The organism is Spongiactinospora sp. TRM90649 (assembly GCF_029382225.1).
In the GTDB taxonomy this organism is placed as follows: Bacteria; Actinomycetota; Actinomycetes; order Streptosporangiales; family Streptosporangiaceae; genus Spongiactinospora.
Genome location: NZ_JARLTC010000025.1, coordinates 67,234 through 81,002 on the forward strand (window position 1 = coordinate 67,234; position 13,769 = coordinate 81,002).

Consider the following 13,769-nt stretch of genomic DNA (forward strand, 5'->3'; position numbering starts at 1 on the left):
CCAGCCGCGTGCCGGCCTGTGTGCCGGCCTGTGTGCCGCCGACCGGGCCCCGACGCCCCGCGAGGCGTCCGGGCCCGACCGCCACATCCGCCGGATCGGCCGCACCTGGCGGGTGCCCGAACCCAAAGTAACCGGGGCGAGGTTGCACACACGTTGCGGTCACCCCCTCACTCTTCGCATCCCGATTGGCCGAATCGGTTGCGCGGCGGGGCCGAAAACCCGATGCTCGCCGATGACGCGATTACTGGGGGTGGTCTATGCGTGACAGTCGCGCGCCTGCCGTACCGGCCGTGGCGGCGCGAGATCTGGACGAGTACGCCTCCCGGCTCCGCGCCTGGCACGAGGCCGCCGTCAACGGCGCCACGGACGGCGGAGCGGGACGCCCTGATCCAGGTGACTCAGGTGCCCATGAAGGGAACGGCACGCCCGGGCGCGGCCGGGCCGGGCGCCGCCGTCCGAACGCCTCACCGCCAAAGGAGGAAGAACCGCGCGGCGAGGTGGAGCACCGTCCCCGGGGCGACGGCCCGCGCGGCGTCATCGCCGCCTCCTGGCGGCGCTCGCTCAACGCCGGGATCGACCCCGAGACCCGCGCCGCCCCGATCGTCTACGAACACGCGGACATGACCGACGTGCGTGGGTCTCATCCACTCAACCCACATCTGCCGCTCCTGGTGGGAACCCTCCTGCAGACCGTCCGCGACACCGGCATGGTCATGGCGGTGGCCGACGCGAACGGCCGCGTCCTGTGGAGCGACGGCGACCGCCGGGCGGTCGCCTACGGCGAGAGCCTCGGCCTCTGCGACGGCTTCGACTGGGCCGAGGCCGCGGTCGGCACCAACGGCATCGGCACCGCGCTGGCCACCGGCCGTCCCGTCCACGTCTACGCCGGGGAGCACCTGGTCCGCGCCCTCCAGGCGTGGTCGTGCTCGGGCGCGCCCATCATCGACCCCGGCACGGGCGAGGTCGTGGGGTGCGTCAACGTCAGCGGCGCTCCGGAGCGGCTGCACCCGGCGACGGTCGCCCTCGTCCACGCCGCGGCCCGGCTGGCGGAGAGCCACATCGCGCTCGGCGTCGGCGCGCGCGACGATATCCTGCGCGCCCGGTACGACGAACGCGCCCGAAGCTCCCACGCCGCCGGTCGTGGCGCCCTGGTCGCCCCTGGGGGGCGCATCCTGGCCGGTGACCTCCCCGGACGCTGGGGGCCGAAGATCGGCCTGCCCGCGTCGGGCGACACCGTGCTGCTGCGCGACGGCACGGTCGGCGTCCTGGAACCGATCGGCGAGGGCTACCTGATCCACCCGGCCGAACGCATCCGCTCGCACGTGCTCGCGCTGTCGTTCCTCGGAGCCGATCATCCGTCCGCGTCACTGGACGGCTTCCCGGTGCAGCTCTCACTGCGGCACGCCGAGATCCTCGCCGTGCTCGCGCTCAACCCCCGCGGCATGACGGCCGACCAGCTCTCCTTCCAGCTCTACGGCGATCTGGGTAACCCGGTGACCATCAGGGCGGAGATCCACCGGCTGCGATCCCAGCTCGGCGCGGCCATCGCGGCCAAGCCGTACCGGCTCGCGTGCGAGGTGGAAGCCGACTTCATCGACATCCAGCGGCTGCTGTCACACCGCGACCCGGTGGCGCTGGCCCGCGCGTACCCGGGCCCGCTCCTCCCCCGGTCGGAATCGCCCGCCATCCGCCGCGAACGCGACGAACTGGAAGGCCAGGTCCGCGCCCACATCCTCCGCGACGCCTCCGCCGAGGCGCTGTGGACCTACGCCCAAACCCCCCACGGCCACGACGACCCTCAGGTCCTGGAACGCCTGACAACCCTCCTCCCCGCCCACGACCACCGAGCCGTGGCCGCCCGCATCCGCCTCGCCGCCGACTCCGCCTGACCCACCCAAACCCCCTCCCCGGTCAGGCCCGACCACGTCCCCCGCCGTAGACGTGCCCCCCGCCCAACGGCCGTCGTTCCGCATCCCTCAACCACACACGGCCTCTGCCAATCGGCCGCTTGGCCCACGCCCCGCCCAGCAGGGCACTACGACCAAGACCACCGACTCACCTCCCGCACCGCGAACGCGCCGGGTCAGCCGGCGACCACCCGTGGCGTCCCGCCCGTAGGCGTGCTCCGCCTCAGATCCCCCTCTGCCACCTGGGCTCTACCCCGGGCCGGCCCAGAAGGCAGCGGTTCCCGTTCCGCGACGGGGGCGCTGCGGCCGAGGCCGTCCGCATCATGAACGGGGCACTGCGATCGCCGGGACCCTCCAGTGGGCCGGGCGGTCGGCCGAAAGGGCCTTGAGTCAGGTGTGGTCGATTTCGCCGATGATCTGGCCGCCCAGTTCGCGTTGGATGAGGGCCATCCCGGAGAGTTCGTCGACGTCTGCGTCGGCGTCGTTCTCGGGGTCGACCTCGTCGTTGACCTGGCCACCGCCCGTGCCCTGCCGGCCGGGGACGGCATCGGGCCATCCGCCTGCGGACTTGCCGCCGCCGTTGCCTCCGCTACCGCCGTTGCCGTTGCCTCCGCTACCGCCGTTGCCCTGCCCGCGGGTGCGGGAGTGCGCCTGGGCGGCCTGGGCCGCCGTGCGGGCGGCGGCCATGCCGGCGCTGGGCTTGGCCGAGGGGCGGGTGGTGGTGCTGCCCGTGGTCGGCGCGGGCGGGGAGCCGGGGTCGTCGGGGGGCGGCTCGCTGGGCCACGACTCGTCGGTGGTCACCCGGTCGGGAGCGGCCTCCGGCGCGGCGGACGCCTGAGCCGGACGGGCCGGCTGCGCCTGAGCCTGCGTCTGCGATTCGTCCTTGCGGCCCTGGGATCCTCCCTGCGGGCCCGAAGGGCCGCCGGGCTGAGCGGGAGACGGCGCGCTCGGCTGCGGCCCGCGTGAACCGCCTCCGGGCCGCGAGGGCGGGCCGACGCCCGCGCCGAAGGGTGCGGACGGCCCGCCCCCCGACCCGGCCACGGCCTCGACCCGCCAGTGGCCGCCGAGCACGTCTCCGAGCGCCGCGGCCACCACGGTGTCCTTGCCGCCGCCGACGAAGTTCTTCATCGCGCCGATCTGCGCGAACCCTAGGGTGACGAGGTTGCCCTCGACGCCCACCACCTGGGCATTGGTGTTGACGTTGGCCCAGACGACGATGCTGCGGCGCTTCAGCGCGCCGAGCACGGCGGGCCACGACTGCTGCAGGTCGCCTCCCGGGCTCGCCGCGGGGGCGGCCGGTGCCGAGGCAGGGGCGGACGAGGGGGCGGCCTCAGGGGAGGACGGCGGCGCGCCCCCTCCCCCGGGACGAACAGCGGCGGGCCAGTCGTCGCCCCCGCGCGGGGCCGTCTCGGCGGGCGCGGGAGCCGTACGGCCCGGCTCGGGATCGTTCCGCACCGGCGGAGCCGCCGGAACAGCCGCCGGAGCCGGGGCCTGCCGCAAAGGGGCCTGCTGAATGGGAGCCTGCTGCACGGCAGCCTGGACGGGCGCCGGTGCCGGGCCGCTGCGCTCCAGGCGCTCCAGGCGGGCCAGCAGCGCCGCCTCGCCCTGCGCGGCCGACGGCAGCAGCACCCGCGCGCACATCAGCTCCAGCAGCAGCCGGGGCGAGGTGGCCCCGCGCATCTCGGTCAGCCCGGCGTTGAACACCTCGGCGGCGCGCGTCAGCTCGGCGGGGCCCATCGACGCGGCCTGCTCGCGCAGCCGCTCCAGCTCGTCGGCCGGGCGGTCGAGCAGGCCGCTGCCCGCCGCCTCCGGCACGTTGGCCAGGATCACCAGGTCGCGGAACCGCTCCAGCAGGTCCATCGCGAAGCGCCGGGGGTCGTGGCCGCCCTCGATCACGCGGCCGACCGTCTGGAAGACCCGCGCGCCGTCTCCGGCGGCGAACGCCCCGACCACCTCGTCGAGCAGGTCGCCGTCGGTGTAGCCGAGCAGCGAGACGGCCCTGGCGTAGGTGATTCCGGCGTCGTCGGCGCCCGCCATCAACTGGTCGAGGATGGACAGTGAGTCGCGCGCGGAACCGGCGCCCGCGCGCACGACCAGCGGCAGCGCGGGGGGCTCGAACGGCACGCTCTCACTCGTGAGGATCTCTTCGAGCAGCGCGCGGAGGGTGGTGGGCGGCATCAGCCGGAACGGATAGTGGTGGGTGCGCGACTTGATCGTGCCGATGACCTTCTCGGGCTCGGTGGTCGCGAACACGAACTTCAGGTGGGGCGGGGGCTCCTCGACGAGCTTGAGCAGCGCGTTGAAACCCTCGCGGGTCACCATGTGCGCCTCGTCGATGATGTAGATCTTGAACCGCGCGGACACGGGGGCGAAGAACGCCCGTTCACGCAGGTCGCGCGCGTCGTCGACACCGCCGTGGGAGGCGGCGTCGATCTCGATCACGTCCAGATGGCCGGGGCCGGTGGGGGCCAATGCCACACACGACTCGCACTCGCCGCACGGGTCGGGGGTCGGGCCCTTCTCGCAGTTCAGCGACCGCGCCAGAATACGCGCGCTGGACGTCTTGCCGCACCCGCGAGGGCCACTGAACAGATACGCGTGGTTGATCCTGCCCGTCCGCAGCGCCTGGCGTAGCGGCTCGGTCACATGCTCCTGGCCCTTGACCTCGGCGAATGTCCCGGGCCGGTACTTGCGGTACAGCGCGAGGCTCATGCGGGGTCCCTCCAGAGCTGAAGAGACCCCCCGCACACCCGCCAGAGCCCGCTTATCCTTGCTGCCTTCCGGCCCTGGGGAGGTTCACAGGATGACGCCGCGCGAGGGGTCCACGGACAGTCTAGCCGTGCCCACGAGTACTCGGGGCAGAGAATCACCGTCCCCGTGGCGCCGGACTTCCGGTAAGCTGCTCTACGGAGGATTCGCCTAGTTGGCCTAGGGCGCACGCTTGGAAAGCGTGTTGGGGGCAACCCCTCACGAGTTCGAATCTCGTATCCTCCGCTCCTGGTTGAGACAGGGAACGCCAGAGGGGCCGGTCGATCCAACCGGCCCCTCTCGCATGTCACCGTCTCACTTCCCGTCTCAATCCGTGTCCGCACGTGCCGTGCCCCTGTCCTCCCCACGTGCGATCTTCCGCGCGCCCGCGAACGTGGACATGACGACCTCGTCACCGGTCCAGTGGAGCAGCATCGGGAACACTCTCGGCGTGCCGTCCGCCGCCACGTACGCCAGCCGTCCGCGCCACGCCCGCAGGAACGTCTCCTGCACCAGGTCTTCCGACTCTTCGAACGAACCGAGCATGCGGTAGCAGTGCACCCGCAGTTCCCGCCGGTGGCGCTCGATGAGTTCGCCGAAGGCACGCTCGTCGTCCATGATCATCCCCCTGCATTCGCCGCACGCTCGTTCCATTGAGACCGGCGGACAGCCCGAAAGGTGTCAGCGGGCGGGGAGAGTCGGGTGGGTGGGCCAGGGACCGGGGGCGAGCATGGTGGTGGTGATGGACCAGCGTTGGTGGTCACGCCAGGCGCCGTCGATGAAGAGCAGGTTCGGGGAGAGGCCCTCGTAGTGGAAGCCGAGGCGGCGGACGAGGGCGAGTGACGCCTGGTTGTCCGGCTGGATCTGGGCCTCCAGGCGGTGCAGGCGCAACTGGTGAAAGGCGTAGCGCACCACCATTCCGAGGCCCTCGGTCATGTAACCGTGGCCCGCGTTCGGGGCGAAGGCGGCGTAGCCGAGGGAGCCGCCCTGCATGCGGCCGCGGATGATGCTGTTGATGTTGACGACTCCGGCGGCGGCGCCGGTCTCGCGGACGCGGATCAGCAGGCCCTGGGCGTTGACGTGGTCGAAGCGGTGGAGGTAGGTCCGGAACTCCGCCGGGGTGCTCGGGAGGGTCATCCAGGGGTGGTGCAGGTCCTTGCTGGCGCGGGTCAGCTCGACGAACTCGTCGCGGTCGTCGGCGGTGATGGCGTTCAGGGTCACGCGGGAGGAGTCCTCCTGGCCGCCGGCCAGGTAGGCGGCGATCTCGACCGCGGTGCGCCCGGCCGCGCCGTCCGGGTTCATGAACGTTCTTCCGAGGTCATGGAGGGCGACGACATGGAGGGCACATTAGCGCCGAGGGCGTATGTCAGGATCGGAGAATGAGCACGGTCTCCCGACGACCGATCGACACCGCGCGCCTGCGGCGGCTCAGGATGGCGAAGGACACCATGGACCGCGAATGGTCGGGGCCGCTCGACCTTGACGCCGTCGCGGCGCGGGCGGGCTATTCGCGCTACCACTTCGTGCGCAGTTTCAAGGACGTGTACGGCGAGACGCCCGGCCAGTACCTCAGCCGCCGCCGGATCGAGCGCGCCCAGGAACTGCTGCGGTCCGCCAACCTGACGGTGACCGAGATCTGCATTCTGGTGGGGTTCAGCAGCCTGGGCACCTTCTGCACCCGATTCAAGCAGGTGACGGGGATGACGCCCGGCGAGTTCAGGGGCAGGGCACGGGAGCACGGCAGTCCGTCGATCCCGGGGTGTTTCGTGCTGTTCTGGGCGGGCGGGTTCCGCGCCAAGGAGACCTGAGACAGGAGTTCTGAAATGCGCTCCTAGCTGCGCAACTTTCGAGAAGGCCCGCCCCCGGCCCACCGCCTAGCGTGGACGGCAGGACGACGAGCCGACGATCGAAAGGAAAGATAGAGATGATCACGGGACTGCGGATCTCCACCGTGTGGGTGCTCGACCAGGACTCCGCGAAGGAGTTCTTCGTCGACAAGCTCGGCCTGGAGGTCCTGACCGACATGACCCTCGGTGAGGGCGGGATGCGCTGGCTCACCGTCGGCACCAAGAACCAGCCCAATGTGCAGATCGCGCTGATGGTGCCGGGGCAGCCGTCGCTGGACCCGGAGTCGGCCGAGCAGCTCCGGGGGCTGGTGAGCAAGGGGGTGCTCGGCGCGGGGGCGTTCAACACCGACGACTGCGAGGCGGATTACCGGCGGCTGTCGGAGCGCGGCGTCACGTTCCTGCAGAAGCCGGAGCGGCGCCCGTACGGCATCGAGGCCATCTTCCGCGACGACTCGGGTAACTGGTTCAGCCTCACCCAGGCGTTCGACAAGCTCGACGAGAGCGCTGACTGGGCATAGATAACGAAATTTCAGGGAATGTCACCCTTGGTGGTCAAATGACCACACCGCGCGAGCATCGGGGGAGACATGCCGGACTACCGCACGCCGCCGCACGGGAGGAATCGAACGGCGTGGCGACTGCTCGCGCTCACCGTGGGGACGGCGATCACCGTCGCCGCCTGCCCCAGTCCGATCCTCGGCGGCGACGACCCCCCGGCCGACAAGGCGGGTGGCCAGGTCAGAGGCCAGGCGAGAGGCGCGTGGCAGAGGCCGACGCCGCTGCCGAGCGCCGGTCCGGTCTGCGAGAAGACCGCCAAGCGGCCGGAGGACTGCCGGATCGCGCGGATCGTGGCGAGCATCGAGAGCTACTGGAAGGGCTACTTCGAACGGCGCGGCGAGAAGTACCGGCCGGCGAAGACCGTGTTCTTCGACACGCGCACCCGCACGCCCTGCGGACCCGCCACGCCCGCCGTCGGGCCCTTCTACTGCCCGACCAACGAGGTGATCTATCTCTACCGGACCTTCTTCGACACCCTCGAACGCGAGCACCCCACGACCGGCGGCCCGCTCGCCCAGGCGTACGTGATCGCGCACGAGTTCGGCCACCACGCGCAGGACCTGCTCGGCCAGTTGCCCGACGGCGGGCGCGAGGACTCGCAACGGGAAGAACTACAAGCCGACTGTTACAGCGGGGTATGGGGGAAATACGCTGTGGGCACGAGGTTCTTTCCCCGGCCGTTCAGCGATCCGGAGATCCGCCAGATGTTCGACACCGCCGAGAAGGTCGGACAGGCGACCATCGACATGGGCCCGAACGGCAGCGACTCGGAGTGGGTCGGGCCCGGCCAGCGCACGTTCGACCAACGCCGGAAATGGTTCACCATCGGCTACCAGACCGGCGATCCGGCACGTTGCGACACGTCAAGGGACACATCAGAAGACACGCCGGAAGACCAGTCAGGAGAGTAGTCGGGCACGCCGGAGAACCATGTCCTCCTCGCCGTCCCGTTCATACCGAACGCGCACCGGATGCGCCCACACGACGCCAGTAATCCCGCTCATCTCATAAACTGCATGGCGTGATCTTCAAGCTGGTCGGCGACGGACGCCCTTATCCCGAACACGGTCTATCCAATCGCGACTGGGCCCAGATACCACCGCGACAGGTCCGGCTCGACTCTTTGATCACCACGAAAGCCGTGCTCGACCTGCACTCCCTGCTCGCCAAGGACTCCACGTTCTACGGAGACCTCTTCCCCCACGTGGTCCAGTGGCAGGGCGAGTTCTATCTCGAAGACGGCCTGCACCGGGCCCTGCGCGCGGCCCTGCACCAGCGATCGGTCCTGCACGCCCGGGTCCTCGAACTCGCCTGACGGCGCCGCCGCCCCACGACGGACGGCGCCTTCCCACGACATACGAAAGGGCCGCTGACCTGCGCTCAGGTCAGCGGCCCTTTCGGTGGCGGTGGAGGTGGGATTTGAACCCACGGTAGGTTGCCCTACACACGCTTTCGAGGCGTGCGCCCTCGGCCACTAGGCGACTCCACCGTCGAGCAGCCTACCGGAAAACGCGGTGTGCTCGTTACCTGCGCCTGGTGAAGAAGTCGCCGAGGAGCGCGGCGCAGTCGTCCGCCAGGACGCCCATGAGCACCTCTGGCCGGTGGTTGAGCCTGCGGTCGCGCAGGACGTCCCACAGGGAGCCGGCCGCGCCCGCCTTCTCGTCCACCGCGCCGTAGACGACGCGCTCGACCCTGGCCTGGACGGCCGCGCCCGCGCACATCGTGCACGGTTCGAGGGTGACGACCAGGGTGCAGCCGGACAGCCGCCACTCGCCGCGCTCGCGCGCCGCCTGGCGCAACGCGAGGATCTCGGCGTGCGCGGTGGGGTCGGCGGTGGACTCGCGGGCGTTGGCGGCGGCGGCGAGCACCGCGCCGCCCGCGTCGAGCACGACCGCGCCCACGGGGACCTCGCCGGCCTCGGCCGCCGTCCTGGCACGCTCCAGGGCCAGGCGCATGGGCGGCTCGTAGTCCGGCGGGGGCCCGCCGTCCGGCGCGGAAGCGGTCACCGCAGCCGGTCGAGCTCGTCGGCGAAGGCGAGGCGTTCCGCGATCACCGACAGCGTGTCGGCCGGCAGGACCCCCTCCTCCATGCTGAGCTCGATCAGCTCCTCCGAGCCGACGCCGAGGTCGCTCAGCAGGTCGAAGTCGCCGGCCGGGCGGATGCCGAGATCGGCGGACTCGCGGTCGGGGGCCACCCCGGCCAGCTCGGTGAACAGCTCGCCGAGGGCGTCGGTGAGCCCGGCCCGGTCGTCGGAGATGAACGCCCGTGGCTCCATGTCGCCCTGGTAGCGGGCGATCGCGAACCATTCGTCCTCGACCTCGACGCAGAGCAGGGCTATCTCGTCGCCGCTCAGGTCGAGGCTCTCCTGCACCGCGTCGCTGAGATCGTCCACGATCTCGGCGTCACGCAGATCCACCTCGGCGCCGCTCCATCCATCGCCGGTCTGGACGAAGGCGGCCGCGAACAGACTGCTGCCAATCGGTCTGGAGGGCATGGAGATGCTCCCTGAAGATCAGCCGAACACCGAGTCGAGAGCGCGTTCGAAAGGCTCGGAGAACCCGAGCCTGGTCGCGATGCTGGAGAGCACCTCGTCCGGAAGCAGCTCGAAGTCGCCCGAGAGCGCGCCGAGCTCCATCTCGTCGAGCCCCAGGTCGGCGAAGATCGACAGGTCGCCTGCCGGAAGCGCGATCTCCTCGTCCTGGAGGATCGCGTCCAGTTCGGCCTCGTCCGGCACCGGTACGTCGAGGTAGTCCAAAGCCTGCCTGGCCAGCGGCCAGTCCCACGACGCGGTGATGTCGGACAGGAAAAGGTTCACCCGGTCACCAAACACCCGTAATGCCACGAAGAACTCATCCCCCACGGCGACCAGGCCAATCGTCCCGCTCATACTCGGCTGCTGGCGAAGCGCCTGGATGAGCCCGTGCAGATCAGAGGTCAACGCCACCGGCAGCATCCCGGCTTCCCAGTGGTCGTCTTCCCTAGAGACCACGATGGCGAAGTCGAGCGCGTCTTCGTCTGTCATCGTCACCCCACCGACGTGGTCACTTGCCATGTTCAATCGTCCCAGACGCAGCGGGTCCCCGTACGGGTCTCTGCCCAAAATGTGATCAAAAACCGCAGGCACCACTCGGCACATACCGTCTCCAGTGCCCCAGCGACTACGGTGGACGCCCATGGAGACACTCGTCGTCGATCACCCCCTGGTCGCGCACAAGCTGACCGCGCTGAGGGACGTGCGCACCGACTCGCCCACCTTCAGGCGGCTCGCCGACGAGCTGGTCACCCTGCTCGCCTACGAGGCCACCCGCGACGTCCGGGTCACCGAGGTGACAGTCGAGACGCCGCTCTCCCCGGCCCACGGCGTACGGCTGGCCCGCCCCGCCCCGCTCGTCGTCCCGATCATGCGTGCCGGCCTGGGCATGCTGGACGGCATGACCCGGCTCATCCCCACCGCCGAGGTCGGCTTTCTCGGCATGGTCCGCGACGAGGGCACCCTCACCGCGCAGACCTACGCCACCCGCCTGCCCGAAGACCTCTCGGGCCGCCAGTGCTATGTGCTCGACCCGATGCTCGCCACCGGCGGCACGCTGTCCGCCGCGATCCGGCTGCTGCTCGACAGAGGCGCGACCGACGTGACCGCGATCTGCCTGCTGGCCGCCCCCGAGGGCCTGGCCCACCTGGACACAGTGTTCGCGGGCACCGGCGCCCCGGTGCGCGTGGTCACCGCCTCACTGGACAAGCGACTCAACGAGCAGGGCTTCATCGTGCCGGGCCTCGGCGACGCGGGTGACCGCCTGTACGGCGTCGCCTGACCCCGGGCCGCGCCAAACCCGACCCCTGAGCTCGGCGAACACCCTCTTTCGTTCTCCTCGATGCCGGTACAGTTACATACTGTTGTCACATGGGTACAACAAGTGAGGAAGGCATCTCTGCCGTGTCCCGTCCATGGCGACAGGCACACATCAGGGAGAACGATGAGCGAGCAGATCGGCCGATTCCCGGTATGCCTGGGAGTGGCGGAGTGAGCCCGCCCGGCGACGCCGAGAACCCCCCGTACTCGGATGTCGAGGTACGGCTCCGCGACGAGTTCGCCGGCGTGCATCCGCCGGCGACCGTCACCCGCTGCATCGAGGCGGCGCACTACGGCGCCCTTGAGGTGACGGGTGACGCCCACCGGGGGCTGGTCGAACGGATCGCGCGCAAGCACCTTCAGGTACTCGCCATCGTGGCCACCGAAAGCGGCTGATCCGCCGATCAACTGAGGTGGCCCTGAGAAGACCATGCCGTCTCGGCAAAAGCCCGGGAGTGTCGTGGTTAAGGACGCTTTACCCCAGCAGCAGCGTGGGTAATGTATACGGCGGGTGCAGTGGGCCGAGCGGTAACGGGAGACGACAGTGCAGGTCAAGAAGGTTCTACAGTACACAGGCATCGCCTTCGTGGCGTTCTACCTGTTGTCCAGGCCGGGTGACGCCGCCTCCGCGGTGCGGGGCGCGATGAACTCCGTGTTCACGGCCGCGGACTCACTGGCGCAGTTTGTGACGCAGCTGTCATGAGACTTGTGACCCACGGGGACTCAGCTCCGTCGTCGGTCAACCGCTACCTGCTCCCCCATGAACATCAAGTCATCATGGTCCGGCGTCACCCCGCCATCCTCCTCCGTCCTGTCGCCGAGGTATTCGGCGGCCTGATTCTCGCCGGGCTGCTCAGCAGGTGGCTCGGCGGGAGCGTGGGCGGCCAGGCCCTCGTTGTCGTCTGGTGGGCCTGGCTGCTGCTGTTGATCCGCTTTGTCTGGAAAGTCGCCGAATGGTCAGTCGACTACTTCGTCGTGACGTCCAAGCGGATGCTGCTGACCTACGGCCTCATCACGCGCAAGGTCGCGATGATGCCGCTGGGCAAGGTCACCGACATGAGCTTCCAGCGATCGGTGCTGGGGCGCATGCTCGGCTACGGAGAGTTCGTCCTGGAGTCGGCCGGTCAAGATCAGGCCCTCTCGACCGTCAACTACCTTCCGTATCCGGAGACCCTGTATCTAGAGGTCTGCCAGATGCTCTTCCCGGGCGCCGATCCGGGCGATGATTAGTACCTGATCGTCCCAAGTCCCCGTGTGTGAACGATCGTTCACACACGGGATTCCTTCACGTGGGGTTACCCATTTCCTCGCCTTTATGCAATCATGACGAGAACATTGACCATTACCCCGCCCTGAGAGATCAGATGCCGAGTCAGGGAACCATTGGTGACCGCGTCCGAGGATTGCGGCTGAGCAGGCGGATGTCCCAGGCCCAACTGGCCGGGCCCGACCTCTCCGACAGTTATGTCTCTCTCATCGAGTCGGGGAAGCGCACCCCGACTCCCGTGGTAGCGCGGCTCCTGGCCGAACGGCTCGGTTGCACCACCGAGTTCCTGTTGCACGGCATCGAGCCGCGTCAGCGGATCGACACGGAGCTGGGATTGCGTCACGCCGAGCTGGAGCTCCAGCACGGCGACCCGGCGGTGGCGGCCGACCGGTTCGGTGAGATCATCAAGGCGGCAGGCGAGGAGAACGCCATGCTCGCGGCACACGCCCGCTTCGGGCGTGCCCGCGCGCTGAAGGCGCAGGGCAAGCTGGGCCCTGCGGTCGAGGCGTTCGAACGGTTGAGGCGAGAGGCCGCGGCGCACCCGGAGCGTCTGGCCGACCTTCCCCTGACCATCGCGCTGAGCCGTTGCTACCAGCGCGCAGGAGACACGCTCCGAGCCCGTGACCTGGCAGGACACGCTCTGCGCCAGGTGTCGAGGCTCGGCGTCACCCACGGCGAGATCGCCGTCGACCTCGCCTCCGCCCTGGTGGAGGCGGGCGCCGTACAGGGCCAGCAGAACGGCACGCTCGCCTACGTACGGCAGGTTCTCGCGGACAACGACATCCCTCGGGCGATCGACCGTGAGCAGGAGATCCGCGCACTCTGGAGGGCCAGCGTGACGGCCGCCCAGGGCGACGACTCCGCGCTCGCGGTGCGCCTCGCGGACGACGCCATCGCCACCGGCAGGCCCGCCCGCATGGCGCTGCGACTGGCGAAGATCGCCATGGAGTGGTCGCGGCTCACCGTCGGACCGGTCGGTGAAAGCCGTCCCGGCGAGGCGCGCGAGCACGCCACCACGGCGATGCGGATCTTCTCGGCTTTTCCCGGCCACCTGGAGGACCGTGCCACGAGCATTGTGGTACTGGCCCATATTCACCTGAAGAGCGACGACCTCGACGAGGCGGCCCGCCTGGCCGGCTCCGCGCTCGAACTGCTCGCCGGTTCCTTCACCGCCACCGGGGCCACCGCTCACCTGGTGCTCGCGGAGGTCGCGATGGCCTCGGCGCAGGGCGACCCGGCGACCAGCCTGGCCAGCGCCCGCAAGCTGCTCGAAGGGGTTCCCGAAGCCGAAACCGACCGGCAGCACGCCCGCGCCTGGCGCGAGCTCGGCGACCTGTACGGCAAGGTGGGGGCCCACGAGAATCAAGCCGGCGCTTATCATAGAGCGCTCCAAGCGGTCGGGGTCAGGTCCGCGCTCACCGGGCTGACCGTCGACTCGGTGCTGACCGTCTGATTCATCGGTGCCGGCCGGGCCGTAGGCGCCCGGCCGACCACCGCCCCCTCTTCCGGAGCAGCGTCCTCCGTCTGGAATAATCGGGGTCTACCAGTCATTGACTCATGGGATGATTGGTTTCCCCGGAGGAGGCGGGACT

The 13,769-nt window shown here is 69.9% G+C and carries 16 protein-coding genes, 2 tRNA genes and 1 other RNA gene; 11 read left to right on the top strand and 8 right to left on the bottom strand.

What is annotated here, in order from left to right:
• Window positions 1-257: 257 nt before the first annotated feature.
• Window positions 258-1,889, top strand: coding sequence for a helix-turn-helix domain-containing protein (locus tag P3X83_RS26075; RefSeq protein WP_277307850.1), 1,632 nt, complete (start codon window positions 258-260; stop codon window positions 1,887-1,889).
• A 408-nt stretch (window positions 1,890-2,297) separates the two neighbouring features.
• On the opposite strand, the gene P3X83_RS26080 is transcribed toward P3X83_RS26075, so the two are convergent.
• On the bottom strand, window positions 2,298-4,619 hold the full coding sequence (locus P3X83_RS26080; RefSeq protein ID WP_277307851.1) for a DNA polymerase III subunit gamma and tau: 2,322 nt from the start codon (window positions 4,617-4,619) through the stop codon (window positions 2,298-2,300).
• Between the two features lie 18 nt (window positions 4,620-4,637).
• An RNA gene (gene ffs, locus P3X83_RS26085) (signal recognition particle sRNA small type) lies at window positions 4,638-4,733 on the bottom strand.
• 82 nt (window positions 4,734-4,815) lie between these two features.
• Between ffs and P3X83_RS26090 the strand changes: the two genes are divergently transcribed.
• Window positions 4,816-4,901, top strand: a tRNA-Ser gene (locus P3X83_RS26090).
• An 81-nt stretch (window positions 4,902-4,982) separates the two neighbouring features.
• Here the strand turns inward: P3X83_RS26090 and P3X83_RS26095 are convergent.
• Window positions 4,983-5,273, bottom strand: a complete 291-nt coding sequence (locus P3X83_RS26095; protein ID WP_346742748.1) for a sigma factor — start codon at window positions 5,271-5,273, stop codon at window positions 4,983-4,985.
• Between the two features lie 63 nt (window positions 5,274-5,336).
• A complete protein-coding gene (locus P3X83_RS26100) occupies window positions 5,337-5,957 on the bottom strand; it encodes a GNAT family N-acetyltransferase (RefSeq protein ID WP_277307853.1) in 621 nt (206 codons plus the stop codon).
• Window positions 5,958-6,034: 77 nt separating this feature from the next.
• Here P3X83_RS26100 and P3X83_RS26105 point away from each other — a divergent pair, with 77 nt between their 5' ends.
• The 4 genes from P3X83_RS26105 to P3X83_RS26120 all read left to right on the top strand — a co-directional run bounded on the left by P3X83_RS26105 (window position 6,035) and on the right by P3X83_RS26120 (window position 8,375).
• Window positions 6,035-6,463 carry a helix-turn-helix transcriptional regulator gene (locus tag P3X83_RS26105; protein ID WP_277307854.1) on the top strand — a complete coding sequence of 143 codons (429 nt, stop codon included), beginning with the start codon at window positions 6,035-6,037 and terminating at the stop codon, window positions 6,461-6,463.
• Between the two features lie 116 nt (window positions 6,464-6,579).
• Window positions 6,580-7,020, top strand: a complete 441-nt coding sequence (locus P3X83_RS26110; protein ID WP_277307855.1) for a VOC family protein — start codon at window positions 6,580-6,582, stop codon at window positions 7,018-7,020.
• A gap of 69 nt (window positions 7,021-7,089) precedes the next feature.
• Entirely contained in the window at window positions 7,090-7,971 is an 882-nt protein-coding gene (locus tag P3X83_RS26115) for a neutral zinc metallopeptidase (protein ID WP_277307856.1), read from the top strand.
• A 110-nt stretch (window positions 7,972-8,081) separates the two neighbouring features.
• On the top strand, window positions 8,082-8,375 hold the full coding sequence (locus P3X83_RS26120; RefSeq protein WP_277307857.1) for a type II toxin-antitoxin system VapB family antitoxin: 294 nt from the start codon (window positions 8,082-8,084) through the stop codon (window positions 8,373-8,375).
• A gap of 86 nt (window positions 8,376-8,461) precedes the next feature.
• Here the strand turns inward: P3X83_RS26120 and P3X83_RS26125 are convergent.
• The 4 genes from P3X83_RS26125 to P3X83_RS26140 form a co-directional block, all read right to left on the bottom strand.
• Window positions 8,462-8,549, bottom strand: a tRNA-Ser gene (locus P3X83_RS26125).
• Window positions 8,550-8,583: 34 nt separating this feature from the next.
• Entirely contained in the window at window positions 8,584-9,015 is a 432-nt protein-coding gene (gene tadA, locus P3X83_RS26130) for a tRNA adenosine(34) deaminase TadA (RefSeq protein WP_277307965.1), read from the bottom strand.
• Between the two features lie 47 nt (window positions 9,016-9,062).
• Window positions 9,063-9,554: a tRNA adenosine deaminase-associated protein gene (locus P3X83_RS26135; RefSeq protein WP_277307858.1), complete on the bottom strand. Its 492-nt coding sequence runs from the start codon at window positions 9,552-9,554 to the stop codon at window positions 9,063-9,065.
• An 18-nt stretch (window positions 9,555-9,572) separates the two neighbouring features.
• Window positions 9,573-10,082 (bottom strand): tRNA adenosine deaminase-associated protein, encoded by a 510-nt coding sequence (locus tag P3X83_RS26140; RefSeq protein ID WP_277307859.1) that lies wholly within the window; start codon window positions 10,080-10,082, stop codon window positions 9,573-9,575.
• A gap of 151 nt (window positions 10,083-10,233) precedes the next feature.
• Between P3X83_RS26140 and upp the strand changes: the two genes are divergently transcribed.
• The 5 genes from upp to P3X83_RS26165 all read left to right on the top strand — a co-directional run bounded on the left by upp (window position 10,234) and on the right by P3X83_RS26165 (window position 13,630).
• Window positions 10,234-10,872, top strand: coding sequence for a uracil phosphoribosyltransferase (gene upp, locus P3X83_RS26145; RefSeq protein WP_277307860.1), 639 nt, complete (start codon window positions 10,234-10,236; stop codon window positions 10,870-10,872).
• A gap of 209 nt (window positions 10,873-11,081) precedes the next feature.
• The gene (locus P3X83_RS26150) at window positions 11,082-11,306 is read left to right on the top strand and encodes a hypothetical protein (protein ID WP_277307861.1); all 225 of its coding nucleotides are present in this window, start codon (window positions 11,082-11,084) and stop codon (window positions 11,304-11,306) included.
• A 148-nt stretch (window positions 11,307-11,454) separates the two neighbouring features.
• Window positions 11,455-11,613 carry a hypothetical protein gene (locus P3X83_RS26155; RefSeq protein ID WP_199536849.1) on the top strand — a complete coding sequence of 53 codons (159 nt, stop codon included), beginning with the start codon at window positions 11,455-11,457 and terminating at the stop codon, window positions 11,611-11,613.
• Window positions 11,610-12,140: a PH domain-containing protein gene (locus P3X83_RS26160; protein ID WP_277307863.1), complete on the top strand. Its 531-nt coding sequence runs from the start codon at window positions 11,610-11,612 to the stop codon at window positions 12,138-12,140. The genes P3X83_RS26155 and P3X83_RS26160 overlap by 4 nt, the downstream gene beginning before the upstream one ends.
• Before the next feature lie 134 nt (window positions 12,141-12,274).
• On the top strand, window positions 12,275-13,630 hold the full coding sequence (locus P3X83_RS26165; protein WP_277307864.1) for a helix-turn-helix domain-containing protein: 1,356 nt from the start codon (window positions 12,275-12,277) through the stop codon (window positions 13,628-13,630).
• The last annotated feature ends 139 nt before the right edge of the window (window positions 13,631-13,769 follow it).

What these genes read in the sequence shown, in the direction of transcription:
- P3X83_RS26075 (WP_277307850.1), top strand. Translation starts at nt 258, where the DNA reads ATGCGTGACAGTCGCGCGCCTGCCGTACCGGCCGTGGCGGCGCGAGAT.
- P3X83_RS26080 (WP_277307851.1), bottom strand. Translation starts at nt 4,619, where the DNA reads ATGAGCCTCGCGCTGTACCGCAAGTACCGGCCCGGGACATTCGCCGAG.
- P3X83_RS26095 (WP_346742748.1), bottom strand. Translation starts at nt 5,273, where the DNA reads ATGGACGACGAGCGTGCCTTCGGCGAACTCATCGAGCGCCACCGGCGG.
- P3X83_RS26100 (WP_277307853.1), bottom strand. Translation starts at nt 5,957, where the DNA reads ATGAACCCGGACGGCGCGGCCGGGCGCACCGCGGTCGAGATCGCCGCC.
- P3X83_RS26105 (WP_277307854.1), top strand. Translation starts at nt 6,035, where the DNA reads ATGAGCACGGTCTCCCGACGACCGATCGACACCGCGCGCCTGCGGCGG.
- P3X83_RS26110 (WP_277307855.1), top strand. Translation starts at nt 6,580, where the DNA reads ATGATCACGGGACTGCGGATCTCCACCGTGTGGGTGCTCGACCAGGAC.
- P3X83_RS26115 (WP_277307856.1), top strand. Translation starts at nt 7,090, where the DNA reads ATGCCGGACTACCGCACGCCGCCGCACGGGAGGAATCGAACGGCGTGG.
- tadA (WP_277307965.1), bottom strand. Translation starts at nt 9,015, where the DNA reads ATGCGCCTGGCCCTGGAGCGTGCCAGGACGGCGGCCGAGGCCGGCGAG.
- P3X83_RS26135 (WP_277307858.1), bottom strand. Translation starts at nt 9,554, where the DNA reads ATGCCCTCCAGACCGATTGGCAGCAGTCTGTTCGCGGCCGCCTTCGTC.
- P3X83_RS26140 (WP_277307859.1), bottom strand. Translation starts at nt 10,082, where the DNA reads ATGACAGACGAAGACGCGCTCGACTTCGCCATCGTGGTCTCTAGGGAA.
- upp (WP_277307860.1), top strand. Translation starts at nt 10,234, where the DNA reads ATGGAGACACTCGTCGTCGATCACCCCCTGGTCGCGCACAAGCTGACC.
- P3X83_RS26160 (WP_277307863.1), top strand. Translation starts at nt 11,610, where the DNA reads ATGAGACTTGTGACCCACGGGGACTCAGCTCCGTCGTCGGTCAACCGC.
- P3X83_RS26165 (WP_277307864.1), top strand. Translation starts at nt 12,275, where the DNA reads ATGCCGAGTCAGGGAACCATTGGTGACCGCGTCCGAGGATTGCGGCTG.